The organism is Agromyces sp. Root1464 (assembly GCF_001427265.1).
In the GTDB taxonomy this organism is placed as follows: Bacteria; Actinomycetota; Actinomycetes; order Actinomycetales; family Microbacteriaceae; genus Agromyces; species Agromyces fucosus.
Map to the genome: position 1 here is coordinate 180,667 of NZ_LMFU01000001.1, position 26,096 is coordinate 206,762.

27 protein-coding genes are annotated in these 26,096 nt (G+C 70.1%); 17 read left to right on the forward strand and 10 right to left on the reverse strand.

The window, feature by feature from the left end; all coding sequences use genetic code 11:
* The first annotated feature begins 119 nt into the window (after positions 1 to 119).
* The gene (locus ASD23_RS00840) at positions 120 to 1,478 is read left to right on the forward strand and encodes a low temperature requirement protein A (RefSeq protein WP_056005035.1); all 1,359 of its coding nucleotides are present in this window, start codon (positions 120 to 122) and stop codon (positions 1,476 to 1,478) included.
* Between the two features lie 356 nt (positions 1,479 to 1,834).
* Here ASD23_RS00840 and ASD23_RS00845 read toward each other — a convergent pair whose 3' ends face one another.
* Positions 1,835 to 2,710, reverse strand: a complete 876-nt coding sequence (locus ASD23_RS00845; RefSeq protein ID WP_056005037.1) for an RNA polymerase sigma-70 factor — start codon at positions 2,708 to 2,710, stop codon at positions 1,835 to 1,837.
* Positions 2,707 to 3,315 (reverse strand): carboxymuconolactone decarboxylase family protein, encoded by a 609-nt coding sequence (locus ASD23_RS00850; RefSeq protein WP_056007503.1) that lies wholly within the window; start codon positions 3,313 to 3,315, stop codon positions 2,707 to 2,709. The genes ASD23_RS00845 and ASD23_RS00850 overlap by 4 nt, the downstream gene beginning before the upstream one ends.
* Before the next feature lie 187 nt (positions 3,316 to 3,502).
* On the opposite strand from ASD23_RS00850, the gene ASD23_RS00855 reads away from it, so the two are divergent.
* The 3 genes from ASD23_RS00855 (at position 3,503) to ASD23_RS00865 (ending at position 4,653) form a co-directional block, all read left to right on the forward strand.
* Positions 3,503 to 4,078, forward strand: coding sequence for a helix-turn-helix domain-containing protein (locus tag ASD23_RS00855; protein WP_082571074.1), 576 nt, complete (start codon positions 3,503 to 3,505; stop codon positions 4,076 to 4,078).
* The gene (locus ASD23_RS00860) at positions 4,075 to 4,299 is read left to right on the forward strand and encodes a hypothetical protein (protein WP_056005041.1); all 225 of its coding nucleotides are present in this window, start codon (positions 4,075 to 4,077) and stop codon (positions 4,297 to 4,299) included. Before ASD23_RS00855 ends, ASD23_RS00860 begins: the two co-directional genes overlap by 4 nt.
* 129 nt (positions 4,300 to 4,428) lie before the next feature.
* Positions 4,429 to 4,653: a hypothetical protein gene (locus ASD23_RS00865; RefSeq protein ID WP_442854314.1), complete on the forward strand. Its 225-nt coding sequence runs from the start codon at positions 4,429 to 4,431 to the stop codon at positions 4,651 to 4,653.
* A gap of 63 nt (positions 4,654 to 4,716) precedes the next feature.
* On the opposite strand, the gene ASD23_RS00870 is transcribed toward ASD23_RS00865, so the two are convergent.
* Positions 4,717 to 5,997: a serine hydrolase domain-containing protein gene (locus tag ASD23_RS00870; RefSeq protein WP_056005045.1), complete on the reverse strand. Its 1,281-nt coding sequence runs from the start codon at positions 5,995 to 5,997 to the stop codon at positions 4,717 to 4,719.
* Between the two features lie 38 nt (positions 5,998 to 6,035).
* Positions 6,036 to 6,977, reverse strand: a complete 942-nt coding sequence (locus tag ASD23_RS00875) for a LysR family transcriptional regulator (protein ID WP_056005047.1) — start codon at positions 6,975 to 6,977, stop codon at positions 6,036 to 6,038.
* Between the two features lie 72 nt (positions 6,978 to 7,049).
* Here ASD23_RS00875 and ASD23_RS00880 point away from each other — a divergent pair, with 72 nt between their 5' ends.
* Genes ASD23_RS00880 through ASD23_RS00900 form a run of 5 tightly spaced genes read left to right on the forward strand, consistent with a single transcriptional unit; the run spans position 7,050 to position 11,709 of the window.
* On the forward strand, positions 7,050 to 7,985 hold the full coding sequence (locus ASD23_RS00880; protein WP_056005048.1) for an EamA family transporter: 936 nt from the start codon (positions 7,050 to 7,052) through the stop codon (positions 7,983 to 7,985).
* 60 nt (positions 7,986 to 8,045) lie between these two features.
* On the forward strand, positions 8,046 to 9,266 hold the full coding sequence (locus ASD23_RS00885) for a serine hydrolase domain-containing protein (RefSeq protein WP_157376967.1): 1,221 nt from the start codon (positions 8,046 to 8,048) through the stop codon (positions 9,264 to 9,266).
* A gap of 11 nt (positions 9,267 to 9,277) precedes the next feature.
* Positions 9,278 to 10,486, forward strand: a complete 1,209-nt coding sequence (locus tag ASD23_RS00890; RefSeq protein ID WP_235507589.1) for a serine hydrolase domain-containing protein — start codon at positions 9,278 to 9,280, stop codon at positions 10,484 to 10,486.
* Positions 10,487 to 10,525: 39 nt separating this feature from the next.
* The gene (locus ASD23_RS00895) at positions 10,526 to 11,116 is read left to right on the forward strand and encodes a hypothetical protein (RefSeq protein WP_056005054.1); all 591 of its coding nucleotides are present in this window, start codon (positions 10,526 to 10,528) and stop codon (positions 11,114 to 11,116) included.
* Positions 11,116 to 11,709, forward strand: coding sequence for an HAD family hydrolase (locus ASD23_RS00900; RefSeq protein ID WP_056005056.1), 594 nt, complete (start codon positions 11,116 to 11,118; stop codon positions 11,707 to 11,709). Before ASD23_RS00895 ends, ASD23_RS00900 begins: the two co-directional genes overlap by 1 nt.
* A 36-nt stretch (positions 11,710 to 11,745) precedes the next feature.
* Here the strand turns inward: ASD23_RS00900 and ASD23_RS00905 are convergent, their stop codons facing one another.
* Positions 11,746 to 12,204, reverse strand: coding sequence for a nitroreductase/quinone reductase family protein (locus ASD23_RS00905; protein ID WP_056007506.1), 459 nt, complete (start codon positions 12,202 to 12,204; stop codon positions 11,746 to 11,748).
* A gap of 178 nt (positions 12,205 to 12,382) precedes the next feature.
* Between ASD23_RS00905 and ASD23_RS00910 the strand changes: the two genes are divergently transcribed.
* The gene (locus ASD23_RS00910; protein WP_056005058.1) at positions 12,383 to 12,778 is read left to right on the forward strand and encodes a hypothetical protein; all 396 of its coding nucleotides are present in this window, start codon (positions 12,383 to 12,385) and stop codon (positions 12,776 to 12,778) included.
* Positions 12,779 to 12,787: 9 nt separating this feature from the next.
* Here ASD23_RS00910 and ASD23_RS00915 read toward each other — a convergent pair whose 3' ends face one another.
* Complete coding sequence (locus ASD23_RS00915; RefSeq protein WP_056005060.1) at positions 12,788 to 13,582, reverse strand: bestrophin-like domain; 795 nt, start codon at positions 13,580 to 13,582, stop codon at positions 12,788 to 12,790.
* A gap of 125 nt (positions 13,583 to 13,707) precedes the next feature.
* The gene (gene qcrB / locus ASD23_RS00920) at positions 13,708 to 15,171 is read right to left on the reverse strand and encodes a cytochrome bc1 complex cytochrome b subunit (RefSeq protein ID WP_056005062.1); all 1,464 of its coding nucleotides are present in this window, start codon (positions 15,169 to 15,171) and stop codon (positions 13,708 to 13,710) included.
* A 160-nt stretch (positions 15,172 to 15,331) separates the two neighbouring features.
* On the opposite strand from qcrB, the gene ASD23_RS00925 reads away from it, so the two are divergent.
* Genes ASD23_RS00925 through ASD23_RS00935 form a run of 3 tightly spaced genes read left to right on the forward strand, consistent with a single transcriptional unit; the run spans position 15,332 to position 17,555 of the window.
* Positions 15,332 to 15,931: a dihydrofolate reductase family protein gene (locus ASD23_RS00925; protein WP_056005064.1), complete on the forward strand. Its 600-nt coding sequence runs from the start codon at positions 15,332 to 15,334 to the stop codon at positions 15,929 to 15,931.
* A 54-nt stretch (positions 15,932 to 15,985) separates the two neighbouring features.
* Entirely contained in the window at positions 15,986 to 16,315 is a 330-nt protein-coding gene (locus ASD23_RS00930) for a YciI family protein (protein WP_056005067.1), read from the forward strand.
* A 7-nt stretch (positions 16,316 to 16,322) separates the two neighbouring features.
* Positions 16,323 to 17,555: an RNA polymerase sigma factor gene (locus ASD23_RS00935; RefSeq protein WP_056005069.1), complete on the forward strand. Its 1,233-nt coding sequence runs from the start codon at positions 16,323 to 16,325 to the stop codon at positions 17,553 to 17,555.
* A gap of 13 nt (positions 17,556 to 17,568) precedes the next feature.
* Here ASD23_RS00935 and ASD23_RS00940 read toward each other — a convergent pair whose 3' ends face one another.
* A complete protein-coding gene (locus ASD23_RS00940) occupies positions 17,569 to 17,919 on the reverse strand; it encodes a metallopeptidase family protein (RefSeq protein ID WP_056005070.1) in 351 nt (116 codons plus the stop codon).
* Between the two features lie 159 nt (positions 17,920 to 18,078).
* On the opposite strand from ASD23_RS00940, the gene ASD23_RS00945 reads away from it, so the two are divergent.
* Complete coding sequence (locus ASD23_RS00945) at positions 18,079 to 19,254, forward strand: low temperature requirement protein A (RefSeq protein ID WP_056005072.1); 1,176 nt, start codon at positions 18,079 to 18,081, stop codon at positions 19,252 to 19,254.
* Here the strand turns inward: ASD23_RS00945 and ASD23_RS00950 are convergent.
* A complete protein-coding gene (locus ASD23_RS00950) occupies positions 19,238 to 20,428 on the reverse strand; it encodes an ROK family transcriptional regulator (protein ID WP_056005075.1) in 1,191 nt (396 codons plus the stop codon). The genes ASD23_RS00945 and ASD23_RS00950 overlap by 17 nt on opposite strands.
* Positions 20,429 to 20,617: 189 nt before the next feature.
* Here ASD23_RS00950 and ASD23_RS00955 point away from each other — a divergent pair, with 189 nt between their 5' ends.
* Both ASD23_RS00955 and ASD23_RS00960 read left to right on the forward strand, forming a co-directional pair.
* The gene (locus ASD23_RS00955; RefSeq protein ID WP_056005077.1) at positions 20,618 to 22,978 is read left to right on the forward strand and encodes a beta-N-acetylglucosaminidase domain-containing protein; all 2,361 of its coding nucleotides are present in this window, start codon (positions 20,618 to 20,620) and stop codon (positions 22,976 to 22,978) included.
* Positions 22,979 to 23,135: 157 nt separating this feature from the next.
* Positions 23,136 to 23,711 carry a dienelactone hydrolase family protein gene (locus ASD23_RS00960; RefSeq protein WP_056007509.1) on the forward strand — a complete coding sequence of 192 codons (576 nt, stop codon included), beginning with the start codon at positions 23,136 to 23,138 and terminating at the stop codon, positions 23,709 to 23,711.
* Between the two features lie 25 nt (positions 23,712 to 23,736).
* On the opposite strand, the gene ASD23_RS00965 is transcribed toward ASD23_RS00960, so the two are convergent.
* On the reverse strand, positions 23,737 to 24,909 hold the full coding sequence (locus ASD23_RS00965) for an ROK family protein (protein ID WP_056007512.1): 1,173 nt from the start codon (positions 24,907 to 24,909) through the stop codon (positions 23,737 to 23,739).
* 146 nt (positions 24,910 to 25,055) lie between these two features.
* On the opposite strand from ASD23_RS00965, the gene ASD23_RS00970 reads away from it, so the two are divergent.
* Entirely contained in the window at positions 25,056 to 26,096 is a 1,041-nt protein-coding gene (locus tag ASD23_RS00970; protein ID WP_056005078.1) for a hydroxyacid dehydrogenase, read from the forward strand.

The following is a 26,096-nucleotide window of genomic DNA, read 5'->3' on the forward strand; positions in this document are numbered from 1 at the left end:
GACGTGACGGCCGCCGGCTGCGGCGCAACCGCGCCAGTCGCTCGGCCTCGTCGAGCCGCCGGAGCCCGTGAGGGACACTGCCCTCGACTCGCACTGCGCCCAGGCGCATCATTGCCTCCATGACGAAGCTCAGCTTCTCCGACCACCTCAAGCTCGATCTCCGGCATCGGCTGCGACCGATGTCGGGCCGCAACCCGGATGACCCGCATCGCACCGTCACGCCGCTCGAGTTGCTCTACGACCTCACGTATGTCATCGCGTTCGCGGCCGCGGCCGACGAGCTCGCCCACGCGCTCTTCATCGGCGAGACCTGGTCGGGAATGGGCGCGTACCTCTTCGCGATCTTCGGGGTGTCATGGGCGTGGCTCAACTTCACATGGTTCTCGTCGGCCTACGACAACGACGATGCGCTGGTGCGTGTGGCCGTCGTCGTGCAGATGGTCGGGGTCGTCATCTTCATCTTCGGCCTGCCGATCAGCTTCGAGGATGCCGCGCACGGAGCGAGTCCGAACAACATGCTGCTCGTGGCGGGCTACATCGTCATGCGGGTGCCGCTGATCGCACTGTGGTTGCGCGCGGCGCGCACGGATCCCGCGCGTCGCCGGACGTCAATCGCCTATGCGGCGGTGATCGCGATCGCGCAGGTCGGCTGGCTGCTCACGATCATCCCGGGGATCCCGACGGGTGCGATCATCATTGCGCTCGTCGTGCTGGCCACCGCCGAACTCATCGCCCCGCTCGTCATCGAGCGCCGATACGGGCGCGCACCATGGAACGCCGGTCACATCGCCGAGCGGTTCGGCCTGCTCACGCTGATCACCCTCGGCGAGGTCATCGCAGGTACGGTCGCGGCGGTCGGTGCACTGGTCGGAGAACAGGGCTGGTCGGTGGCGGCGGTGGCAATCGTCGCGGCCGGACTCGTGATCGCCGCCGGACTGTGGTGGGCGTACTATCTCGTCCCGTCGAGGACCATCCTCCTGCGATGGCCGGAACGCACCTGGGGTTGGCGCTATGTGCACCTTCCCCTGTTCGGCGCCATCGCCGCCGTCGGCGCCGGCCTGCACGTCGCCGCCGAGGGCGTCGAGCACGAGGAGCTCAGCCTGCTGCAGATCACCCTCGCCCTCGCAGTGCCCGTGGCCTGCGTGGTCGTGCTCGTGTTCCTGATCTGGAGCGTGCTGATGCGGTCGATGGATCTCACGCACGTGCCGCTGTTCCTCTGTAATCTCATTCCGCTCGTCGCCGCGGTCGTCATCGCTGCCGTCGTGGACGCAGGGGCCCCCATCGACTTGGAACCCGGCGGCGACCTCACCGCCCTCGTCACCGTGATCGGATTGGTGTCGCTCTCCTGCGTCATCGAGGTCGTCGGCCACGAGCTGGTCGGGTACTCGCACACGCTCCGCGCTGCGAAACGGCACCTGCTCGAGCCCGAGATCGAGGCGAGGCGGCGCACCGGAGCTCGTTCGACCCCTGAAGCCTGATCACGCGAGGCGGTCGCGAGCAGCCAGGATCTCTCGGCGAAGCGCGCTGCGCCATAGCAGCGCACCTTCAGCACCGACTCGGGTGTCGTGATCGCGACGATCTTCGTGAAGAGTCCCCGGAGCACCGTCACGTCGGTGATGTGTCGACATATGCCAGTTCCGCCTCATCGATGAGGGGGAACTGGCATACGGCGATCGCGATACCGACCGGTCGTCGATCGCGAACCCGATCGTCCCGAGACGAATGAGCCAGACGGGCGTCAGGCAGCGCACGTCAGCGGCGCACGTCAGCGGCGCGCGTCAGCGGCGCGCGTCAGGCGGCGCGCGTCAGGCCGCACGGATGACAGCAACCGCCCTCAACGCACCAACTCCGCCGCCGCGTCCAGCCGCCCGAGCTTGTTCGGGTTCGCGATCGAGAAGATCCGCGTGATGCGGCCGCCCTCGACCTCGAAGCAGATCGCACCGGCGAGCTCGCCGTCGACCTCGCCGCGGATCGCGGGATGTCCGTTGACCCACGTCGGCACCGCCTCGAAGGGCAGCCCGAGCTTCGCGAGACCGCCGAGCAGGTAGCGCGCGATCTTGTCGGCGCCGTGGATCGGCCGGAGCGCGGCACCCTTCACGAGTCCGCCGCCGTCGGCGACGGAGACGACATCGGGGGCGAGCACGTCCATCAGGCCCTGCAGGTCGCCCGAGTTGACCGCCGTGAGGAATCTCGCGACGACCGCCTCCTGCTCGGCGCGATCGACCGTGACGCGGGGGCGCCGGGCGGCGACGTGATCCTTCGCCCGATGGGCGATCTGCCGCACGGCCGCCGGCGACTTGTCGACGGCCGCCGCGATCTCGTCGTACGGCACGTCGAACACCTCGCGCAGCACGAACACCGCGCGCTCGGTCGGGCCGAGCGTCTCGAGCACGGTCAGCATCGCGATCGACACGCTCTCGGCCAGCTCGACGTCGTCCGCGACATCCGGACTCGTGAGCAGCGGCTCGGGCAGCCACTCCCCCACGTACGACTCGCGCCGTCGCGACATCGTGCGCAGGTGATTGAGGGCCTGCCTGGTCACGATGCGCACGAGGTACGCGCGCTCATCGCGCACCTCGCTGCGGTCGACCTGGTCCCACCGCAGCCAGGACTCCTGCAGCACGTCCTCCGCATCGGCCGCGGAGCCGAGCATCTCGTACGCGACCGTGAAGAGCAGGCCACGGTGGGTGACGAACGGATCGTCGGTCATGCTTTCGAACCTACAACGGATGCCGCGACATCCGCCCGGGTGGCGAGCGGCGGCATCTCACAGGCATCCGCATAGCCCTCGGAGTGGATGCCGAGCGAGATGTTCAAGCGCGAGCTCATGTTCATGAACGCGACCTTGGCACTGAGCTCGATGAGCGCGGCTGGGCCGAGCGCGTCGAGCAGCGAGGCCGACAGCTCGTCGGTGACGCTCGGCGGCGTCTGGCTCATCGCCTCCGCGTACTCCATGACCTGACGCTCGAGCGGCGTGAACACGGATGCCTCGCGCCAGACCGGCACCTGCCGCGCCTTCTCCTCGTCGAGGCCCTCGTTGTGCGTCTTGTAGTAGTTGAAGTCGAGGCACCAGCTGCAGCCGATGTAGGCCGCCGTCGCCATCACCGCGTAGCTCGCGAGGTTCTCGTCGAGCTCGTCGAGCGCCTCGATCTTGCGGCCGATGCCCATCGACGCCCGCATCAGAGCGGGGTGGTGCGCGAGCACGCCCATCGAGTCGGGCACCCGGCCGATCATGCGCTTGGCGGCGATCTTCACGACGGTGCCGAAGACGCCGGTCAGCTCGGTCGGCGGGATGCGGGTCTGGGTGGTGGTCATCATGTCCTCCTGCGTGTCGACGGCCCGGGGTTCGGTTCCCGGATGATCCGTCGACATGAAGACACCGGATGTCGCGTGGTTGTGACATCCGGATGGGAAGAAGGCCTCAGGAGCAGGGCTGGACCGATGGAGGTTCGGGCAGAGTCAGGCGTATTATGAGATAGATCGAATATCTGGAGGTGAACCGATGAGCGCAGGAAGCCTGATCCGAACGGCTCGCAAGAGCCGGCGTTTGACGCAAGGTGCGCTCGGGCACCGTGCCGAGCTGTCGCAGTCGCACCTCTCGCTGATCGAGCGGGGCCACCAGAACCCGTCGTACGACGCGGTCGAGCGCGCGCTCCGGGCGACCGGGCACCGCCTCATCGCCGTGCCGAGCGTTCGCGACGACGCCGCGGCCGTCGCCGCCGACATCCGTTTCGCAGTGCTCGACGGTCGTGACGACCGTGCTTTGCGGCGATTCATCCAGCTCAGCGACAATCTGCTCGCGGAGCACGGAGCTGTGCGATTCGCGCTCACGATCTCGGAGCCCGAATCCACGGGAAGCAAGCAATGGGATGCCGCGATCGCCGCACTCGTCGCGCACCACCTGGTTGCCGAGGGCCTTCCGGTTCCCGACTGGGCGAACAGCCCGGCACGTTCGCTGGGCCGACGTTGGGCGGTCGGTGAAGGCCCGTACACGCTCGCACCCGAGCTGCACCGGGTTCCGCCCGAGTTCCTGCGACGCGGCGTGCTCATCGATGCGGACGCGCTGGTGAGCGTGTGACCACCCGATTCGACCGCGACGGCCTGATCGACGGCATCCGGCAACTGATCGCGAAGCTCCGCGAGTCCGACGGTCCGACCGGCGTGCGCATCATCGGCGGCGCCGCACTCGCGCTGCGCTACTTCGATCGCGAGTCGACCGTCGACATCGACGCCAGGCCGATCGGCGACGCCGAACGGGTGCTCGCCGCGGGCAAGGCGATCGCCGCCGTGAACGGTTAGCCCGAAGACTGGCTCAACGCGCAGGCGTCAGGCTTCATCCCCGACTACGGAAGATCCGCGACCGAATGGCACACGCTGCACGACGATGGCACGGTCGTCATCCAAGTGGCGTCCGCCGAGGCGATGCTCGTGATGAAACTCCGAGCGAACCGCCCCGGGCGTGACGAGCGCGACATCGCGAACCTCCTCGCAATCTGCGACGTCACAACGCTCGATGACGCCGAGACGCTCTACGAGTCCTACTACCCGGCCGATCTCCTGCCTGATCGCGCGGTGCGAATGGTCGAGCGGATTCTGAAGGTCGGCATTCCCGAGACTCCGACGGCTCCGCCGCCACCGGATTTCGGAGGCTGACGAGACGCCGCCGACTCGCGGAAACACCTCGATGAGAAAGGCGGGCGCACCGCGGCGACCGCGTCACCCCTCGACGATCGGGTGCCCCACCACCTCGGCGAGCGCGTTGCCGATGAACACGGCCGGGTCGGAGCACACGCCCGTGGTGCGGCCTCCTTCAACGGTGCCGACGCTCTCGGGGCACTCCCCCGACTTGATGTCGCTGTTGGCCATGACGATGAGCGTGGTGCCCGACTCGAGGTGGTGCTGCAGCACGGTGTTGAAGCCGGGCATCGTGCCGTCGTGGCCGTACCATCCGAGCGCGAGGCCCATGCCGAGGCCGTAGGCGCGAGCCGGGGACTGCGGCGCATCGGTCTCCGCGTCGACGTACACGGGCAGCGAGAAGTCGAACGAATCGATGCGCTGCTGCTGCCAATCGGGCGGGAGGATCCCGTCGCCGGTGGCCAGGGACTCGCTCCAGGTGAGCAGGTCGTCGAGGTCGGAGATGACGGAGCCCGCCGTCCACCCCCATGACGGGTTCCAGTCGGTGGTCTCGACAGGCACGCCGTCGTCGACGCCCTGCAGCGTGTACCCCTGCGCGTGCGGCTCGGGGAACGAGGCATCCGTCGGGAAGATCGTGCCGTCGAGGCCGAGCGGTTCGAAGATCTGCTCCTGCAGCACGTCTTGGATCGGCTCGCCCGTGACCTGCTCGATGACCATGCCGAGCAGCACGGTGTTGGTGTTCGAGTAGAAGGTCTTCGTGCCCGGCGCGAACATCGGCTCTTCGCCGCGCACGATGTCGACGAGGGCCTCGGGCGTCCAGACGTAATCCGGGTCGCTGAACAGCTTCTGCTCGAACTCGGTGTCGAACGTGTACGAGGGGATGCCGCTGCGCATGGCGCCGAGTTCGTAGAGCGTCGCGTCGCCGTTCGGCATGCCCGGCACGTACTTCTCGATCGGGTCGTCGAGCGAGAGCTCGCCCTGCTCGGCGAGCTGCATGAGCGCCGTGACGGTGAACGTCTTGGTGACGCTGCCGACGCGGTGGTTGACGTCGGCCGCCATCGGCACGGTCTCGTCCCAGTCCTCGAAGCCGATCGTCGCGGCCCACGTGCCCTCGGGCGTGCGCACCCCGATCACGGCACCGGGCGCACTGATGCCGGCGAAGGCCTCGGTCGCAGCGGCCGCGAGCTGCTCGCCGAGCTCGTCGCCGAGTCCGTCTTCGACGACGACGAGACGGCCATCGGATGCCTCGGCGGTCGGTGTCTCCGACGACGACGCGTCACTCGACGGACTCGCGCAGCCGGCTGAGCCGGCAACGAGCGCACCGACGGCGACGGTCAAGAAGGCAGTGCGGATGCTCGGCATGTCGTCCCCATTCGATCAGGCGCGGGCTGAGGCTCACTCTATGGGAGCGGACCGCTCTCTGCGAGGGAACCTCGGATCGCGTCGAGCACCGTCTGCAGGGCGGGCGAGTCGGCCTGGCTGCGACGGTGCACGGCTGAGACGCCACGGGTCGACGCGGGGCGCACGGTCGGGATGCCGACGAGATCGGGATGCAGCGGCGGCCGCCCCATGCGCGGCACGAGTGCCACGCCGAGACCCGCGCACACGAGCTCGAGGTGGTTCTCGAACTCCATCGACTCGTGCACGACCCGCGGCGCGTTCGAGACGCCGTCGAACAGTCGGCGCAGCCACTGCCGGCAGATCGTCGAGTCGAAGGTCGCGATCCACTCCTCGTCGGCGAGGTCGGTCGGCGTCAACTCGGTGCGGCCGGCGAGCGGGTGGTCGCGACGCAGGATCACGTCCGCGACATCCGTGAACAGGGGCGTCTCGACGAGGGGTTCGGGCATCGCGAGGGCGACTCCGCCCCAACGGTGCACGATGCCGAGGTCGCGCTGGCCCGATGCCACGAGCGCGATGGTCTCCCACGGCTCGCTCTCGCGGAGCGGCACCCGCAACTCGGGATGCTCGTCGCGCAGGCGCGGCAGCACGTCGACGAGGATCCCGCGCACCGCGGTCGAGAACGCGCCGATGCGCACCTCCCCGGTGACCCGGCGCTCGGCGCCGCCGGAGCCGCTGCCGCCGCCGGCGAGGTGCAGGTCGGCCTCGATGCGCTCGAGGTCGGCGAGCACCGTCGCCGACGAGGTCACGAGGTGACGCCCGGCATCCGTCAGCACGACGCCGCGACCCACCCGCTCGAGCAGCGCGATGCGGGTGCCGCGTTCGAGGCGCTTGATCTGCTGCGACACGGCCGACGGCGTGAAGCCGAGTGAGTCCGCCGCCGCTGCGACGCTTCCGTTCGTGGCCACCGCCCGCAGCGCGACCACCGCTTCGAGATCGATCATGCAGCGATGCTACCGAATCAGGCACAGAAATGATCGCTGGTGTTTCCGGATGCCGCGGGCGATCGTTGATCCATGACGAGACGCGACATGCTGCTGGCCGCTGCCGTGGCAACCCTGTGGGGCTTCAACTTCGTCGTGATCGACTGGGGCATGGCCGGCATCCCGCCGCTGTTCTTCGTCGCCGTGCGCTTCGGCGTCGTCGCGCTCGCGGCGCTCATCGTGCCGCGCCCCCTCGCGAGCTGGAAGACCGTCGTCGGGGTCGGGCTCTTCATGTGCCTCGGCCAGTTCGGCCTCTTGTACACCTCGATGGCCCTCGGGCTGCAGCCCGGCATCGCGGCCTTGCTGCTGCAGGCGCAGGTCGTGCTGACGATCGTGGTCGCGGCACTCGCGCTGCGCGAGCGCCCCACCCGCCTGCAGACGATCGGCGTGCTCGTCGGCACGGTCGGGCTCGGCGTCGTGGCCTTCGGCCGCGGCGGTGACGCGCCTGCCCTCGCCGTCGTCTTGTGCCTGCTCGCCGCGTTCTCGTGGGCGATCGGCAACGTCATCTCGCGCAAGGCGGGTGTCGTCGCGCCCCCGAGACGACTCGGCGCTCTGTCGCTGACGGTGTGGTCGTCGCTCGTCGTGCCGCTGCCGGCACTCGGCCTGTCGATGATGATCGAAGGGCCCGACGCAATCGCCGCGGGCATCGCGGCCTTCGGCTGGCGCCCCGTCGTCTCGACGCTGTACACGGCTGGCCTCTGCACCCTCGTCGGCTACGCGATCTTCAACGCGCTGCTCGCGCGCAACCGCTCGGCGTCGGTGGTGCCGTGGGTGCTCCTCGCGCCCGTCGTCGCGATGGTGTCGGCCGCCCTGTTGCTCGGGCAGGTCCCGAACCTGTGGGAGACCATCGGCGGACTCGTGCTCGTCGCCGGCGTCTTCATCGCGAACGCCCCGGCGCCGCGACGCAGAGGTTCGCCACCCCTGAAATGGGGCACCTCCGTGCCGCATCGGCGCGTTCCCGCGGCGTAGGGTCGCGGGTGGGGGCATCCGCTCTCGAACCGAGTCTTGCGCGACGCCGAGGGGCTGGTCATGCGGAACTCCATGTGGGCGGTCGCCGCAGTCGCGGCCGTCACCGCCGTCATGTTGAGCGGATGCGTCGCCACGGCGTCGGACGCCGACATCGCCGACACTCCATCAACGGCATCCACCCCGTCCCTCGACCCGGCGCTGCGCGAGCAGCTCGAGACGGCGCTCGACGAGGGCTTCGAGGCATCCGGAATGCCGGGGGTGATCGTCGGGGTGTGGATCCCCGGTGAAGAGGAATGGGTGTCGGCGCGGGGCGTGGCCGATGTCGCGACCGACGAGCCGATGGCGCGCGGCAACCAGCAGAAGATCGGCAGCATCACCAAGACGATCGTCAGCACGGTCATGCTGCAGGTGATCGGCGAGGCCGAGTTCGACGTCAGCCTCGACGACACCCTCGACCGGTGGTATCCCGACTTCCCCGAGGCATCGAGCATCACGGTGCGGATGCTGCTGAACCACTCGAGCGGCACCGGCGAGGCCGGACGGGCGCAGGTCGACCGCATCTGCAGCGCGCCCCACGCCGTGCCGACGCCCGACGAACTCATCGCGGTGGGCGCGGCGACGCCCCGCGCCGACTTCGCTCCGGGCGCGGGCTTCGAATACGCGAACACGAACTACTTCCTGCTCGGCGGAATCCTCGAGCAGGTCACGGGCGAGGAGCTCGCGACCCTCATCCACGACCGCATCACCGAGCCGTTCGGCATGGAACGCAGCCGATTCGCGCCCGACGGAGAAGTCACCGCCCCACTGACCCACGGCTACTCCGACTTCTGCCCGGAACTCGGACAGCCGGCCGACACCGTCGGCTGGTCGAACGGCGAGAGCTGGGCGGGCGGCGGCATGGTGTCGACCCTCGATGACCTCCACGCCTGGGGCGAAGCCCTCGGCGAGGGCGCAGGCGTCACCCCCGAACTGCAGGTCGCGAGGTATGCGGAGGTCGCGCCGATCCCCGGGCAGGCCGGAGCCGCGTACGGCCTCGGCACGGGTCTCGTCAGCGACGTCGAGACCGGGTGCGTGCTCAGCGTCTCCCACGCCGGAGCCGAGCCCGGGTACGGCTCGAATCTCGCGTACTACCCGGCGACCGGGGCGGTCTTCGCGATACTCGGCAACGGCGACGGCGGCACCGGCGACGCGACGGCGGAGGTGCTGAACGCGCTGGCGCCGGTGCTGCGCTCGGCGTTCCTCGGGTCGTCGACCGAGCCGTGCGCGGCACCATGGGGATGACAGGGGTCGAGATGCGGAATTCGAGGAAATGGGTGGTCGCCGCGGTCGCTGCAGCCACGGTCGCCATACTGAGCGGATGCCTCGGCGCGACGGCGGACGACGCCTCGGTACCGCCGACCGCGGCCGCCCCGCCCCTCGACCCTGAGCTGCGGGAGCAACTCGAGGCGGCCCTCGACGAGGGCTTCGAGGCATCCGGAATGCCCGGCGTGGTCGTCGGGCTCTGGGTTCCCGGCCAGGAGGAGTGGGTCGCCACCCGCGGCGTCTCGGATCTCGACGGGGACGTGCCGATGGACCGCGCGAACCAGTCGAAGATCGGGAGCATCACGAAGACCGTCGTCGGCACGGTCGCGCTGCAGATCATCGGCGACGGCGAGGCCGGGCTCACCCTCGACGACACGATCGACGAGTGGTACCCCGACTTCCCGCTCGCGAACGAGATCACCGTACGCATGCTCATGAACATGTCGAGCGGCATCGGCCCACCTGGCGAGGCCCAGATGGACCGGATCTGCGCCGACCCGCACTCGCCGATCACGCCCGACGAGGTGATCGCGATCGGCGCAGCGACCCCGCGCGAGGCCTATGCGCCCGGCGAGGGCTTCGCCTACTCGGGGTACAACACCTTCCTGCTCGGGCGCATCCTCGAGCACACGACCGGCACCGACCTCGGCACGCTGATCGACGAGCGTCTGATGGTGCCACTCGAGATGACGCGCAGCCGCTTCGCTCCCGATGCCGTGCTGGCCGATCCGTTCAACCGCGGCTACTCGGAGTTCTGCCCGCTGCTGCCCCAGCCCACCGACACCACCGATTGGACCAACCACGAGGGTTGGGCGGCCGGCGCCATGCTCTCGACGATCGACGACCTCCACACGTGGGGGCTCGCCCTCGGCGAGGGATTCGGGCTCACCCCCGAGATGCTGGCCGCGCGCATCGACGATCGCGCCCCGGGCACGAGCGACGCGGGATACGGCTACGGGCTCGGCGTGAGCGTGCACGTCGACCCGGCGACCGGATGCCTCCTCGATCTCAACCACAGCGGCGCCGAGCCGGGCTACGGTGCGCACGTGCAGTACTTCGAGGGCTCCGGCGCCGTGTTCGCCCTCATCGGCAACGGCGACGGCGGCACCGGCGTGGAGTTCTTCAAGGTCGTCAAGGCGCTGCTCACCGTGCTGCCGCCGTCGGTGGCCGCGACGTCGAGCGAGGCCTGCGACTCGTAGGCCTGCGAGTCGTGGGTCTGCGACTCGTAGGCTGGAGGGGTGCCCCGACTTCACGCCGAGCCCGACCTCTCCAAGTGGGTGCCCATCACGGACTCCCTCGGATTCCGCGGCCGCCGCCACCGCAAGGCGGCGATCCGGATGCTGCTGACGCAGGCCAAGGGACCGGGTGCCGCGCCGGGCGGCGCCGGCAGCGGCTTCAGCGCGTGGGCGATGAGCCAGGCCGTCCCCTTCCTGATGCGCAAGGCCGCGGGCCGGGTGCTCGTGTGGGTCTGGAAGGCGGAGCCGGAACTGCTCGTCGTCATGGCGCAGGTGCAGGAGGCGACGCCCCAACTGCGGATGGCGCGGGCCTCGATGCCGATCGAGTACGACGACACCGAGGAGTTCCGCGGCGACTACCTCGGCGTCGGCGAGAAGCTCGCGATGCCCCTGCCCGAGGGCGGCCGCCCGCCCTTCGCCACGTACACCTGGGACCTCGGCACGCACTTCGTGAGCGTGACGGCCGTGTGCAGCGATCGCGAGCGGTTCGGCACCGTCGTCGGTGCCGTCGACGAGCTCGCGCGGGGCATCCGCGTCGTCGACGACCTCACCGTCGGCGAATCGGCGCCCGTGCTGCGGATCGACCCCGCCTGATGATTCGCGTCGTCCTCTTCGACCTCGACGGCGTCATCCGGCACTTCGACCCCGACCACCTCGCCGGCATCGAGCGCCGGCACGGGCTCGCCGACGGCACGATCGCGAGCGTCGCCTTCGCGAACCCGTTGATCGAGGAGGTCACGACCGGGCGGATCACTCGAGCCGAATGGGTGCGCCGGGTCGGCGAGTCGGCCGGGAATGCGCCGGCGGCCGAGGAGTGGGGCGGGCAACCGTCGGTGGTGGACGACGCGCTCCTCGACCTCTCCGACGAGATCCGCGGCATGGGGCTCACGACGGCCGTGCTCACCAATGGCACCGACACCATCCCGGCGGAGCTCACCGCGCAGGGCATCGCCGGTCGGTTCGATGCGATCTTCAACTCGGCCGAGATCGGCTTCGTGAAGCCCGACGTGCGCGCGTTCGAACACGTGCTCGATGCCCTCGGGGTGACCGGCCCGGAGGTGTTCTTCACCGACGACACCGCCTCGAAGCTCGTCGGCGCCCACCGTCTCTCGATGCGCACGCACGCGTTCGACGGCGTCGACGGCCTTCGCGACCAGCTCCGAGCGGCGGGAGTCGGGGTTCGATAGTCGGCGCGACTCCGTGCCTCACACGGATGCCGCGGCTCACCCCCGCCGCGGCGTCAACCGGATCACCGGGATCTCCCGGTCGGTGATGCGCTCGTACCGTGCGAACCCGGGCGCCTGGGCCGTGATCTTCTGCCAGGCAGCCTCGCGATCGGCGCCGTGCAACTGCTCGGCCGTGACCTCGATGCGCTGCCCGGCGTACTCGATGCGAACCCGGTCGGGGTGGGCCGCGACGTTGTAGTACCAGGCAGGGTTCCGAGGCGCGCCGCTCGCCGACGCCACGATGAGTCGGGTCCCGCCCTCGCCGGAGAACCAGCGCACCGGAGTCATCCGCTCTTCGCCGGTCTTCTTGCCCACCGTCACGAGCACCAGCTTGTTCCCGCTCCGGTCGCCCTTTCGACGCAATCGCTGGGCCATTCGCAGGTTCGCCCACCGCTCGAAACGATTGCGTCCCGGCTGGCGGGCTCCACGGGTTCCGTTCGTCGTGTCGAATGCCATGACGTTCGCCTCCCTGAGGTGCGATGCGTACATCAATCATCCCGCGAACACACTCCCGCGTCCCCGAATTCAGACGGAACGGAGCGGGTCTCGCTCATGCGGATACTCGGTGCCCGGCATCGTTGACGCGCCGCGCGCGCGGGCGTAGACCTGAGGCATCCGACAAGGAGGTGCCGACATGGCGAAGGATCTCTTGGTCACCCTCGAGGACCAGCCCGGCGAGGGGGCGCGGCTCGGCGAAGCGCTCGGGAGTGCGGGCGTCAACATCGAGGGCCTCTGCGCGATCATGGAGGGCGGCCGGGGTGCCGTGCACATCCTGGTCGAGGATGTCGCGGGCGCCCGTACGGCGCTCGAGGAGGCCGGCATCGCGGTCGAGGCCGAGACCGACGTCATCGTCAGCCCGGCACTGCCCGAGCCCGACCTCGACACCCCCGGCGTGTTCGGCGGCATGGCCCGCGCGCTGGCCGAAGCGGGCATCAACATCTCGCTCGTCTACGTCGCCGCGAGGAACCGCGTCGTGCTCGCGACCGACGACAACCAGCGGGCCACGAAGCTGCTGCAGTCGATGATGTAGCGACGCGCACTACTGGCGCGCGTCGATGATCTGCTCGAGCACCCGCTCGTAGGCGCCCGGCCCGATCGAGATCGCCCCCGCGAACGGGTGGTCGGTGTCGGCCGTGACGAAGATCACGAGCCCGATGAACACCGCGAGCAGCCCCGCCATGAGCAGGTGCAGGCGGCGGTTTGACACGTGGATGAACGCGATCAGCACCGCGTTGACGGCAGCACCCACCCAGATGACGACCCAGAAGAGCGGCGGCAATGCGAGAGCGGTGGCGTCGATGCGCGCTCGGCGGGACTCGATGAAGTCGTCGAAGGTGGCGAGCGCCTGCTCGAACTCGGCCTGGTCGCCGCGCGTCTCGGCCTCGACGGTGTGCAGGAGCCGCTCGAACTGGTCGACCTGCACGTCACTGGCGCTCGGGAGCTCCCCCTCCGACTGATCGGGGAAGTCGACCTCGATGACCGCGTGCATGTAGGCGTCGAGCACCTGCCGCATCTGGTCGCCCTGGTCGTCGGGCAGGCCCGTGGTCGCCCGGTAGAGCGCGCCGACCTGGCCGGCCTCCTCGATCGCGGCCTGACGCGTGGACGCGAAGTTCTCGTAGACCGACACGGCGACGAGCGCGAGCAGGATGCCGAAGAAGACGCCGAACGTGCCGATGACGTGCGCGAGAGCGCGGTCCCACTCCTTCGGGTCGGTCACGAGCCGGTTCACGACCGGACGCAGCGCGACCACGGTCAGGCACGAGATCAGCACGAATCCGCCCACGAACAGCGGCAGCGTGATCAGGATGCTCGTCTCGTAGAACCAGTCCACCATGCTCGCTCCCCCACCCCGGTGGAGAACGGACGACGCGCGCCCGTCGATGCGGCACAGCCTACGGAAGGGGTGCGGTCGCCCGCCATCCCCAATCCGCGGCGGAGTCCTGTGCCGTCACTGTGCCGTCACCCCGCCGAACGCGACCCGGTTTCGAGCAGGCGCCACCGCTCGTACCGGTCGACCGGCTCGTGCACCTCGACGTATTCGCCTCCCGGCAGGCGCACGATGCGCCCGGTTTCGAACCCGTGGAGCACGACGTCGCGGTCCTTGCGCTGCAGGCCGAGGCACACCCGCCGGGTGATGGTGAAGCCGATGGCGGGCCCGACGATCAGCGCGACCTGCAGGGTGAGCACGACGCCCTCGATCGTGAGGCTGAACGCGTCGGCGATGAGATCCGCACTGCCCGCGGCCCAGAGCGTGGCGTAGAACACGACGCCCGCGACACCGATGCCGGTTCTCGTCGGCATGTTCCTCGGGCGGTCGAGCATGTGGTGCTCGCCGCGGTCGCCCGTGATCCGCTCCTCGAGGAACGGGTACACGGCCACGACGAGGAGGAATGCCCCGATCACCGCGAGGGGCACGAGCACGGCGAGCGTCCAGGTGCGATCGAGCGCGACGAACTCCCAGCCCGGCGGCACGAGCCGCAGCGCACCGTCGAGGAAGCCCGTGTACCAGTCGGGCTGGCTGCCGGCGCCGGCGTCGCCGGGAGAGGCCGGGCCGTACAGCCAGATCGGGTTGATCGTGACGGTCGCCGCGATCAGCATCAGCATGCCCGCGACGATGAGGAAGAGCCCGCCCGCGCGGGCCGCGGCATTGGGGAAGAGCGGAAGGCCGACGACGTTGGCCTCCGTTCGCCCGGGGCCGGCGAACTGCGGCGGCCGGTGCCGGGCCAGCAGCGCGACGCGCACCACGAGGAGCGCGATCATCGCCGGCACGACCACGAGGTGCAGCGGGTACAGGCGCTCGATGATGTCGCCCGGGAACGCGCCGCCGAACAGCAGGTCCTTCAGCCAGGTGCCGACCACGGGGATGCCGAGCGTGATGCCCTCGACGATGCGCAGCCCGGTACCCGAGAGCATGTCGTCGGGCAGCGCGTAGCCGCTCCATCCGCCCGCGAGCGCCGCGATGAGCAGGAGGAACAGCAGCACCCAGCCCGCACGTCGTGGCCGGCGGAACGCCCCCGTGAAGAAGGTCACCAGGAGCTGCGCGAGCAGGGCCGCCGGCAGCAGGAGCGCGGCCCAGTGATGCGCCTGCCGGAGGGCGAGCCCGCCGGGCACCTCGAACGAGACGTGCATGGTCGACGCGAACGCCTCGGAGACCTGTGCGCCGTGCAACGTCGGATACGCCCCGTCGTAGGCGACGGTCGCACTCGACGGTGTGTAGTGGAACATGAGCACCACGCCCGTCACGGTGACGACCGCGAGGCAGGCCAGCGCGACGACTCCGAACAGGTTCGACCAGTGCAGCGGCACGACGCGGTGACGGAGCTCCTGCATCGCGGCGCCCCCGCGCCTGCCGATCCGCGTCTTCGACAGGCGCTCGGCCAGCCGTCCCGTGACGTCCGTGCGCGTTCCCGATGCTCCCGACACGTTGGTCGCCTCTCAGGCCCTTCACCACATACGACACGGGCGGACCCGGTTTTGTGACAGGTCGAGAAACTTCTGCCGGAGGTGTCCGATCGGGGCCACGCTGTTCGTAGCAAGGGTGAGAGGTCGCCGATCGGAGGCGGCCCGAGAAGGGACCAGGGTCATGAAGCTGATCACCAACACCCAGATCACCGTCGACGGCGTGATGCAGGCCAACGGCGGCAACAACCCGGAGTTCGATCCCGGGTTCGAGCGAGGCGGGTGGGCGCTGCCGCTCGGCGACGTGGAGTCGACGGCCTACATCGGCGACTTCTACCGGCGTGCCGACGCGTTCCTCTTCGGCCGGCGCACCTACGACCTCTTCGCCGGCTACTGGGGCGTGCAAGACGACTTCGACAGCCCGTTCGTCAGCTCCCTGAACACGCGCCCGAAGTTCGTGGCATCGAACACGATCACCGACCCGCAGTGGGCCGACACGACCGTGCTCTCCGGAGACGTCGAGGCCGCGGTTCGCGAGCTGAAGGCGCGGCCGGGCGGTGAGCTGCAGGTGCACGGCAGCGGGCAGCTCATCCGCTGGCTGCTCGAACGCGAACTCGTCGACGAGATGACGCTGATCGTCTTCCCCGTGATCGTCGGCGCCGGCACGCGACTCTTCCCCGACGAGGGCACGGACTTCGCCCTCGAGTTGCTCGAGTCGCGCACGTTCGCGACCGGCATCATGGCGCAGACCTTCCGGCCCGCAGGCCGGCCGCAGTACGCGTAGCCCCGCGCGGCGGCGCAGACCAGAATGTCCCTGAACGGCACGTGGAGGTATGAGATGCAGTACTTGGTTTCCGTCATCGACGACAAGACCGGCTCCGGCACGGAGGAGGAGATGGTGGCCATCCGGGCGTTCAACGAGCGACTCCGGGCGGGTGGCCACTGGGTGTTCGCCGCGGGCCTCGCCGCGCCCGAGACGTCGACGGTCATCGACGCGCGCGGCGAGGAACCCGTGCTCACCGACGGCCCCTTCATCGAGTCGAAGGAGCACATGGCCGGGCTCTGGATCATCGAGGCGCCCGACCTCGACGTCGCGCTCGAGCTCATGACCGCCGGGTCGAAGGCGTGCAACCGGCGCCTCGAGGTGCGCCCGCTCCTGTTCGTGTGAGCGCCGCGTGAACCCCGTCGACGCACGTGAGGCGATCACCCGGGCCCACCACGCCGAGTGGGCCCGCGTGGTCGCGTCGCTCGCGAGGCGCTTCGGCGACCTCGACATCGCCGAGGAGGCGGCGGCCGAGGCTTTCGCCACGGCCGTCGAGCGGTGGCCGGCCGACGGCGTGCCGCCCAACCCGGGCGCCTGGCTCACCACGACCGCCAACCGCAAGGCGATCGACCGCATCCGGCGCGAGCAGAAGCGCGCCGACAAGCACCGGGAGGCCATGATGCTGACCGACGACACCCCGCTCGAACCCCTCGGCGCCATCGACGACGACCGGCTGCGACTGATCTTCACGTGCTGTCACCCGGCGCTCGCGATGGAGGCGCGCATCGCACTCACCTTGCGTCTCGTCGGGGGCCTCACCGTGCCCGAGATCGCCCGAGGGTTCCTCGTGCAGGAGTCCGCCATGGCCCGGCGCATCACGCGCGCGAAGGACAAGATCGCGGCAGCCGGCATCCCGTACCGCGTGCCCTCGGCGCAGGACCTGCCGGCGCGCATCTCCGGCGTGCTGGCGGTGCTCTACCTCGTCTTCAACGAGGGCTATCTCGCGACCGGTCCGGGCACCGACCCCGTTCGGGCCGAGCTCACCGCAGAGGCGATCCGGCTCACCCGCCTGATCCGGACGCTGCTTCCGGGCGACGGCGAGGTCGCGGGCCTCCTGGCACTGATGCTGCTCACCGAGGCACGTCGCCCCGCTCGCGTCTCGACGACCGGCGAGCTCGTGCCCCTCGGCGAACAGGACCGCGGCATGTGGTCGGAAGCGCTGATCGACGAGGGCCATCGGCTGGTGCGCGAGCGCCTGGCATCCGGAATCGCGCCCGGCCGCTACCAGTTGCTCGCGGCGGTCAACGCCGTGCACACCGACGCGCGAGACGCCCGCGACACCGACTGGAGGCAGGTCGTCGCCCTGTACGACCAGTTGGTGCGCCTCGATCCCTCGCCGATCGTCGCCCTCAACCGCGCCATCGCCGTCGCCGAGCTCGACGGTCCGGATGCCGCGTTGCCGGCCATCGACCGTCTGAGCGACGCCTTGGGCGGCTACCACGCCTTCCACGCCACTCGGGCCGAGCTGCTGCGCCGGCTCGGGCGGCGCGACGAGTCGCACGACGCCTACGGCCGGGCCATCGCCCTCGCCGGCAACACCGCGGAGACCGCCTACCTGGTGCGTCGCCGCGAGGAGCTCGACTGAGACCGACCGCCGCCTACGCCCAGCCCAGCTCCCCGAGCTTCGCATCGTCGAGGCCGAAGTAGTGGCCGATCTCGTGCACGAGCGTGATGCGCACCCTCGTGCGCAGCGAATCGAGGTCGGCGCTGTGCTCCTGCATGTTGTTCTGGAAGAGCGTGATGCGGTCGGGCAGCTCGCCGAAGCCGTAGACCCCCCGCGTCTTCAGCGGCCGCCCGCTGTACAGGCCGAACAGGCGCGGCCGCTCGCCGACCGGCTGGTTCTCGATCAGGATCGCGACGTTCTCGACCCCGCGCACCATGTCGTCGGGAAGCGAGTCGAAGACCTCGCCGACCATGCGTTCGAAGTCCGCGTCCGAGATCTCGACCATGCTCCCATTGTGCTCGCTCCCCCTGCGGGCCGGCCCCGCCGGGCGGGACTGCCGGTGCGCCGTCGGCGAACGGGTGCGGGTGGCGCTCGCACGTGTCATGCTGCGACGAACGAGGAGGTTCACGATGTCCGAGTCCGGCAGCCCTGATGCGGGCTCGCGATGAGCATCGAGGCATCCGGGCAGATCACCGTCGCAGACCGCGACCCGTCGCGTGCCCACTGGATGGAGTTGTTCTTCGACCTCATCTTCGTGGCCCTCGTCGGCCAGCTCGCCCACCCGCTGCACGACCACCCGTCGATCGCCGGGCTGCTGCTGTTCACGGCACTGTTCGCCTCGGTCTGGTGGTCGTGGGTCAACCTGACCTTCACCGTGAACGTCATGCCGTGGCTCAGCCGCCGGCAGCTCGCCCTCGTCATGCTCGCCGCGATGTTCGCAGTCGGGGCGATCGCCGTCGCCGCCCCCGAAGCGACCGGCGAGCGGGCATGGCTGTTCGCGGCGGGCAACGCCGCGCTCAGGCTCGTGCTGCTCGGCCTGTGGATCACGCAGTCATGGGGCAGCGGCGCGGCGTCGCGAACCCGGCTGCTCGTCTACAACGGCGTGACGGCCGTGCTCTGGTTCGTCTCGATCTGGCTGCCGAGCCCGTGGATGTTCGCGCTCTGGGGTCTCAGCATCGTCGTCGAGGTGACGCTGCTCGTCACGAGCAGCAGCAACTGGGCGGCGCGCGTGCTGCCGCGCATGAACACCGAGCATCTCTCCGAGCGGTTCGGCCTGCTCGTGGTCATCGTGCTCGGCGAGTCGGTGCTCTCCACGGTCGGCGCGCTCAACGAGAGCTGGAACCTCCCCTCCGGCATCGTGGGGATGCTCGGCCTCGCGACGATCTCGCTCCTCGCGTGGTCGTTCTTCATGTACGGCACCGATGCGATGCGAGTCGGGCTCGACGAATTGCGCGAGGCCGGCGACTTCCGGGCGATCCGCGACACCGTCGGGTTCCTGCCCTTCCTCATCGTCGTCGGCGTCACTGCGGTGTCGGGCGCCCTCGACAGCGCGATCCAGCATCCCGACGAACCGCTCCCCCAGGCCTCGGCCATCGCCCTGTGCGGCGGCATCGCGATCTTCTACGGCACGAACGCCATCATCTCGCTGCGCTTCGGGCGTCCCCTGAGCGCCGTGCTCGGCTGGGCGATCCCGGCCCTGGTGCTGACGATCGCGCTCGGCGTCGCCGCGTGGGTCGTCGACGCCGCGTACGCGATGGCCGGGGCCGTCGCCGTGCTCGTCGTCATCGTGGCGACCTCCGAGATCGCCAACCGGCGAAAGCGGCTCAGCGCGCCTGCGTGAGCGGCAGGGCGTCGCCGAGCACCGGCGCGAGCGCGAACTTCGCCGGACCGAGGTACCGGCTGAGCTCGGGGCGGCCGTAGCGGATCGCCACCTGCGTCGTCCCCTTGGCCGGATACATCTCGTACTCGTCGCGGAGCGTGCCGAGGAAGTGCGGGCCGAGCGCCGGCGCCGCTCCGGCGATGACGATCTCTTCGGGGTCGATCAGCGCCGAGCTGATGCGCAGGGCGCGCGCGAGCGCTCGGGCACCGAAGCCCATGCGCTCCCGTGCCTCGGCCGTCGACGCGAGCAGGGTCGTGTCGTGCTCGTCGAGCTCGTCGGTGTACGTGTCGCCGAGCATCGCGCTCATCGAGGTGGCCGATTCGAGGCATCCGGACACGCCGCACCGGCACCTGGAGCGCGCGCCCTCGTAGATCACGCGAACGTGCCCGATCTCGCCCGCCCGGCCGGTGGCGCCCGTCATCAGGGAGCCGCCCGTCGTGATGGCGGCGCCGACGCCCTCGCCGAGGTGCACGACAAGACGGATGGCCCGATCGTCGGCGTCGACCGCCTCGGTCAGCGCCTCGGCGTCGACGTCGTTCACGACCGAGGTCGGGGCGCCGATCTCGGATTCGAGGATGCGGGCGAGCGGCACGTCGCGCCAGCCGAGCTGCACGCTGTCGACGACGACGCCCGCGGCCGTGACGCCGGGCACCTGCACGCACGCGGCCAGCACCCGCGATTCGAGCCCGTCGGTCAGCCCGCGAATCGCATCGACGACGGTCGAGACCTCCATACCCCCGGTGACGTCGAGGCGGCGGCTCTCGACCGTGCGCCCCGCGAGGTCGACGAGCGCGGTGTCGATCGCGCGAGTGCGGACCACCGCCACCACGATGAGATACGCGTCGCTCTCGAGCTCGAGCCGGGTCGCCCGCTTGCCGCCGGTGCTCTCGGCACGACCCGTCTCGACGACGAGGCCCAGCGCGATCAGTTCGGCGACGAGCGACGACGCGGTCGCGGAGGTGAGGCCGGTGCGCCGGGCGATGACCGCTCGCGTGACCGGCGCGGGCTCACGTGCGATCAGGCCGAGCGCCCGGAGGAGGTGCTCGCGCCGGATGCCCGTCTGCGACTCGGACTGGCCCGAGCGCGCGAAGCGGCGCAGGAGGTCGGACTTGCGCTGCGGATCGGCGGTGCTCACGGTGATGGTCTCCTCGGGTCGTGCCGGCGGTCTCGGGCCGATGCCTGCACGATGACATCTTGCCCCTTGACGCTCGGACTTGGGATCACATAGCGTCGAGAACGCTTAGTTTACCTAGTCAACAAAGTGGTGCTGACCGGATCTCGGCACTTCGTTGACTCGAATTCGTCGAGACAGTTGGAGGCAACGATGCAGTCCATTCGCAAGACGGTCGCCACGGTGGGCATCTCCGCCGTGGCCATGGCGGGGATGCTCACGCCGCTCTCCGCCTCAGCGGCACCGCCATCGGGCCCGCTACCGGCGGTGAGCCCGACACCGCAGTCCATCACCCGCGCCGGCTCCGACCTCAACGTGCCGGGCCGGGTCGAGATCGTCGTCGATGACGACACGGATGCCGCGGCGCTGGCCGAGCTGCGCGAGACCCTGAGCGAGCACGGCGTCGACCGCATCGACGAGCGCGCGACGGCGACGGGTCGGGCGCCGCTCACGATCAAGTTGGGCGCAGCCACGAGGGCCGACATCGACAGTGCGCTCGGTTCGACGGAGGCGCCGACGCACGCCGAGGGGTACGCGCTCCTGGCCGATGCATCCGCCGGGCCGCTCGGCACGGTCGCGCTGGGGGGCGCCGACGCGGCCGGCCAGTACTACGCCGTCAAGACCCTCGACCAGCTGTTCGTACCGAAGGACGACGACGGCGGCTACCGCATCGCGGGTGCCGCGATCACCGACTTCCCCTCGATGCCGCTCCGCGGCACGATCGAGGGCTTCTACGGCGAGCCCTGGTCGCACGACGAGCGACTCGACCAGCTCGAGTTCTACGGCGACGTCAAGGCCAACACGTACATCTACGCGCCGAAGGACGACCCGTACCACCGCGATCGCTGGCGCGATCCCTACCCCGCCGACAAGCTCGCGGAGCTCGGCGAGCTCGTGACGACCGCGACCGACAACCACGTGCGCTTCACCTTCGCCCTCTCCCCCGGCAATACCGTCTGCTACTCGAGCGACGGCGACTACCAGGCGGTCGCGGCGAAGCTGCAGCAGATGTACGACCTCGGCGTCCGGGCCTTCAACATCCCGCTCGACGACATCGACTACGGTCGCTGGCACTGCGACGGCGACCGCACGACGTTCGGTGCACCGAGCGCCCGCACGGCGGGCGTCGCCCAGGCCGCCTTCCTCGACCGCGTGCAGCGGGAGTTCGTCGAGACGCACGAGGGCGTGAATCCGCTGCAGATGGTGCCGACCGAATACTCGAACACCGCAGACTCGGGCTACAAGACGGCCCTGCGCACCATGGACGAGGACATCGTCGTCATGTGGACCGGCGAGGGCGTCGTGCCCCAGTCGGTGACGGTCGCCCAGGCGCAGCAGGCCGCCACGGTCTTCGGCGGCCCCACCTTCCTCTGGGACAACTACCCGGTCAACGACTACGGCAACACCGCAGGGCGACTGCTCATGGCGCCGTACGACAAGCGCGAGGCCGGCCTCGGCGAGCACCTCGCCGGCATTGTCTCGAACCCCATGAACCAGGCGGCCGCCAGCAAGATCGCGATCTTCGGCGTCGCGGACTTCACGTGGAACGACGCGGCGTACGACGCCGGGCACAACTGGTCGCGTGCCCTCGATCACCTCGCGAACGGGGATGCCGCGACGACCGCTGCGCTCCGCGTCTTCGCCGACCTGAACCACCTCGCGCCGAGCTTCGGGGCACCCTGGCAGCCGCAGGCTCCCGAGCTCGCCGCACACATCGCGACGTTCTGGGAGACCTGGAGCGCGGGCGACCGGGCCGGCGCCGTCGCCGGGCTGCGCGGCTACGCCCAGTCCATCGCCGACGCCCCCGAGGCGATCCGCTCGGGCACCACCGACCCTGCCTTCGTGTCGGACTCGGACCCTTGGCTCGATGCCGCGGCCCTCTGGGGCGAGTCGACGGTCGAGCTGCTCGACGCCGTGCAGGCGAGGATCGACGGCGACACCGCGGCATCCGATGCCCTCGCCGCCTCGGCGAAGGCCACGGCTGCGCAAGCGGCCGCGGTCGTCGTCGACCCGCCCGACAACTCGTGGGGCAAGGCCAAGGTGCGCATCGCCGACGGCGTGCTCGACGCCTTCCACGGTCGCATCGGGTTCACGCTCGCGATGTGGGACGCGGGCGATGTCGTCAACGTCGCGCCGAGCGGCACGGCGACCGCCTCGAGCACCGAGGTGCCGCAGTTCGGCGCGAAGAACGTCAACGACGACAACCCGTCGACCCGATGGGCGTCGGGCTACAGCGACGACTCGTGGGTGCAGGTGAAGCTCGCGGAGCCGACCGTCGTGCGCGGCATCACCGTCAACTGGGAGGCCGCATGCGCGGCCGCCTACGAGCTGCAGACGTCGACCGACGGTACGACGTGGACGACGATCCGCACGGTCGACGACTCGACCTGCGCGCTCGACGTCTACACCTTCGACGAGAGCGAGCCGGTGCAGTACGTGCGCATGCAGGGCATCGACCGCAAGTCGACCTGGGGCTACTCGATCTGGGAGCTCGGCATCTACGCGGCGAGCTGAGTCGCTCCGGTCCGGTCTGATCGCCGGCTGAATGGCACGGGTGCCCTCCCGCTCGCACCGAGCGGGAGGGCACCCGCCTTCGCCCCAGTCGACAATGTCGGACCGGGCGAGTAACTTCGCGATCGGAATCGCCAGATCGCTCTCGAACGGGGACACGATGTCAGAGATACTGCTCTTCCACCACGCGCTCGGCCCCACCACGGGCCTGCACGCCTTCGCCGACGAACTGCGTGCCGCCGGACACACGGTGCACACGCCCGACCTCTTCGAGGGTCGCACGTTCGCGACGATCGACGAGGGCGTCGGCTACGCCCGTGAGGTCGGCTGGGACGAGATCATGGCGCGTGGCGAGCGTGCTGCTGCGAGCCTGCCGAACGAGCTCGTCTACGGAGGGTTCTCGCTCGGCGTCGTGCCCGCGCAGAAGCTCGCCCAGACCCGCGCCGGCGCGCGAGGCGCACTGTTCTTCTACTCGTGCCTGCCCGTCGACGAGTTCGGCTCCTGGCCGGCCGGCGTGCCGGTGCAGATCCACGGCGCCGATGCCGACCCGATCTTCATGGACGAGGGCGACGTCGAGGCCGCGCGCGAACTGGTGGAGGTCGCCGACGACGCCGAGCTGTTCCTCTACCCGGGCGACCAGCACTACTTCGCCGACTCCAGCCTGCCGAGCTACGACGCCGGAGCCGCGGAGCTGCTCACGGAGCGCGTGCTCGCATTCCTCACGCGGGTCGGCTGACGGGGCGGTCGGCTGACCAGGCGGGTCAGGCGAGCGCGTCGACGACGTCGGACTCGTCGAGCTGCGCGACCTCGGCGGTGAACAACGGCGACAACACCTCGTAGGCGGCCCCTTTCGCCACCTCGGCCTCGGCACCCACGACGACATCGAGGTGCGGAGCCGCGGTGTTGCCGTGCACGAACTCGGCTTCGAAGGCGGCCTCCACTCCGCGGGCGAGACGCGGGATGTCGAGCTCGGGCGCGAAGGCGACGACGACCCCTTCGGGGCCGAACATCTTGCTCGCGTTCGCCATCGCGATGCCGAGCTCTCGAGCAGCGTCATCGAGCACCGGCTCGACCGACGCCGGGTCCGCGTCGAGCCCGGAGACCCCTCGACGAGCGAGCTCCCGTTCGATGCCCCACCCGCTCCCCCAGGTCTCGAGGCATCCGTGCGCCCCGCAGTGACACGCGCGGTCGGCGCCGCCCACCGCGCGCCAGTGCGCGAAGCCTCCGGCCGAGGCGTCGAATCCGCGGTGGATGCGCCCTTGCACGACGAGCGAGGCCCCGAGGCTCTGGCCGACGCTGAAGACGATGAGGTCTCGGCCCTCGAGACGCCCGTCGTAGAGCAGCCCGGCCGACGCGAACGCGTTGACGTGGCTGTCGAGCACGACAGGGGCGTCGAGTGCGCGGGCGAGTTCCGCGCGGAGTGCCACGTTCTCCCAGCCGAGCGTGCCGCTGTGCCGCACCCGGCCGCCGGCTTGGTCGACCACACCCGACACGGCGATGCCGATGCCGACCACCTCGCCGCTCTGCTGTCGATGCGTGACCGTCTCGACCGAGCGCACGACGGCGTCGACGGCATCGGCCAGGGCCGTGGAGGCGAGTGGCTCCCTGTGGTCGGCGACGATCTCGCCGGCGAGGTCGATCAACGCGACGTACGCCTCGTGCGCGGTCAGTCGGACGCCGATCGCGAAGACCGCGTCGCGCCCGAGTTCGAGCAGTCGCGCCGGTCGCCCCCCGGTACCGCGCACGACATCGGTCTCGACGAGCACGCCCGAGTGCAGGAGCCTGCCCGTGATGCCGGTGACGGTCGCCGGACTGAGCCCGGTCTGCACGGCGATGAAGGCGCGCGCGACCGGGCCGCGGGCGCGGACGACGTCGAGCACGAGCGCCTCGTTGATCTCGCGGATCAGCGCCTTGCTTCCCGCCCGCAGCTTCATCGCCGTCGTCCTGTCGTGTGCCGGGTCATCGTCGAACCCCATTCTGTCGAGTCGGCCGCCGAGATCGAGGGAACCCATCGCAGCGTATCGCCATTCTATTACTTCGGTCATTGACAAAACACAATTGTCCGATCTACGCTGCTCGCATGACCGACGACAACGGAGTCAGCGCGACCGCGCAACCCGAACCCCCAGAGCAGGTGCGCATCCTGCTCAGCGTGCCCGCCCGTGAACTGGCCGCGATGTTCCCCGCCGAGACCCGCTCTGCGCTCGACGAGCTCGGCGAGGTCGTCGTCGTCGAGCCCGGTCGGCTGGCCGACGCCGCCGCGTTCCACGCAGCACTCTCGGGCGTGCAGGTCGCGATCACCGCGTGGGGGTTCCCGACGCTCGACGCCGCACGGCTTGCCGACGCGCCCGATCTGCGGTTCGTCATGCACGCGGCATCCTCGCTCCGAGCACTCGCGAGCGACGACTTCTGGGCGACCGGCATCCCGATCTCCCAGGCGGGCGCCGCGATGGCGCCGGCCGTGGCCGAGCTCTCGCTCGCCTTCACGATGTCCCTGCTCCGACGCACGCAGCGCACCGACCACGCGCTTCGCAGCGGCGGCGACTGGTGGGAGGCCCGCGAGGTGCCGCGGGCACGCGAGATCCGCGGCAGCCGCATCGGCGTGATCGGCGCGAGTCGCACCGGGCGCCAGTACATCGACCTCGTCACGGCGCTCCGCGCCGACGTCACGGTCTACGACCCCTACCTGCCCGCGGGCGACCCGTTGCACGCGATGCAGCGCAGCCTCGGCGACCTGCTCCGCGAGTGCGAGGTGCTGGCGCTGCACGCCCCGGCGACGCCCGAGACGCGCGGCATGCTCGGCACCGCCGAACTCGGCCTGCTCCGCGACGGAGCGCTCGTGGTCAACACCGCCCGCGCCGAACTCCTCGACGCCGACGCCCTCTACGCCGAGGTCGCCTCGGGTCGCCTCGACGCGGCACTCGACGTCTTCGAGATCGAGCCGCTCGACGACCGCTGGCGTGCACTGCCGAACGCGCTCGTCACCCCGCACCTCGGCGGAGCCACGGTGGAATCCCGCCGTCGTGCGGGCCTGATCGTCGTCGACGAGATCCGCCGATTCCTCGCCGGCCGCCCCCTGCAGTACGCCCTCACTCGCACCGACGTCGAACGGATGGGATGA

Excerpts from the sequence above, each read along its gene's own strand:
- ASD23_RS00900 (WP_056005056.1), top strand. The coding sequence starts at position 11,116 with ATGATTCGCGTCGTCCTCTTCGACCTCGACGGCGTCATCCGGCACTTC.
- ASD23_RS00940 (WP_056005070.1), bottom strand. The coding sequence starts at position 17,919 with ATGGTCGAGATCTCGGACGCGGACTTCGAACGCATGGTCGGCGAGGTC.
- ASD23_RS00890 (WP_235507589.1), top strand. The coding sequence starts at position 9,278 with ATGCGGAATTCGAGGAAATGGGTGGTCGCCGCGGTCGCTGCAGCCACG.
- ASD23_RS00875 (WP_056005047.1), bottom strand. The coding sequence starts at position 6,977 with ATGATCGATCTCGAAGCGGTGGTCGCGCTGCGGGCGGTGGCCACGAAC.
- ASD23_RS00915 (WP_056005060.1), bottom strand. The coding sequence starts at position 13,582 with ATGGTGGACTGGTTCTACGAGACGAGCATCCTGATCACGCTGCCGCTG.
- ASD23_RS00970 (WP_056005078.1), top strand. The coding sequence starts at position 25,056 with ATGACCGACGACAACGGAGTCAGCGCGACCGCGCAACCCGAACCCCCA.
- ASD23_RS00855 (WP_082571074.1), top strand. The coding sequence starts at position 3,503 with ATGAGCGCAGGAAGCCTGATCCGAACGGCTCGCAAGAGCCGGCGTTTG.
- ASD23_RS00840 (WP_056005035.1), top strand. The coding sequence starts at position 120 with ATGACGAAGCTCAGCTTCTCCGACCACCTCAAGCTCGATCTCCGGCAT.
- ASD23_RS00945 (WP_056005072.1), top strand. The coding sequence starts at position 18,079 with ATGAGCATCGAGGCATCCGGGCAGATCACCGTCGCAGACCGCGACCCG.
- ASD23_RS00905 (WP_056007506.1), bottom strand. The coding sequence starts at position 12,204 with ATGGCATTCGACACGACGAACGGAACCCGTGGAGCCCGCCAGCCGGGA.
- ASD23_RS00955 (WP_056005077.1), top strand. The coding sequence starts at position 20,618 with ATGCAGTCCATTCGCAAGACGGTCGCCACGGTGGGCATCTCCGCCGTG.
- ASD23_RS00960 (WP_056007509.1), top strand. The coding sequence starts at position 23,136 with ATGTCAGAGATACTGCTCTTCCACCACGCGCTCGGCCCCACCACGGGC.
- ASD23_RS00925 (WP_056005064.1), top strand. The coding sequence starts at position 15,332 with ATGAAGCTGATCACCAACACCCAGATCACCGTCGACGGCGTGATGCAG.
- ASD23_RS00880 (WP_056005048.1), top strand. The coding sequence starts at position 7,050 with ATGACGAGACGCGACATGCTGCTGGCCGCTGCCGTGGCAACCCTGTGG.
- ASD23_RS00870 (WP_056005045.1), bottom strand. The coding sequence starts at position 5,997 with ATGCCGAGCATCCGCACTGCCTTCTTGACCGTCGCCGTCGGTGCGCTC.
- ASD23_RS00845 (WP_056005037.1), bottom strand. The coding sequence starts at position 2,710 with ATGACCGACGATCCGTTCGTCACCCACCGTGGCCTGCTCTTCACGGTC.
- ASD23_RS00850 (WP_056007503.1), bottom strand. The coding sequence starts at position 3,315 with ATGACCACCACCCAGACCCGCATCCCGCCGACCGAGCTGACCGGCGTC.
- ASD23_RS00885 (WP_157376967.1), top strand. The coding sequence starts at position 8,046 with ATGCGGAACTCCATGTGGGCGGTCGCCGCAGTCGCGGCCGTCACCGCC.
- ASD23_RS00965 (WP_056007512.1), bottom strand. The coding sequence starts at position 24,909 with ATGAAGCTGCGGGCGGGAAGCAAGGCGCTGATCCGCGAGATCAACGAG.
- ASD23_RS00910 (WP_056005058.1), top strand. The coding sequence starts at position 12,383 with ATGGCGAAGGATCTCTTGGTCACCCTCGAGGACCAGCCCGGCGAGGGG.
- ASD23_RS00930 (WP_056005067.1), top strand. The coding sequence starts at position 15,986 with ATGCAGTACTTGGTTTCCGTCATCGACGACAAGACCGGCTCCGGCACG.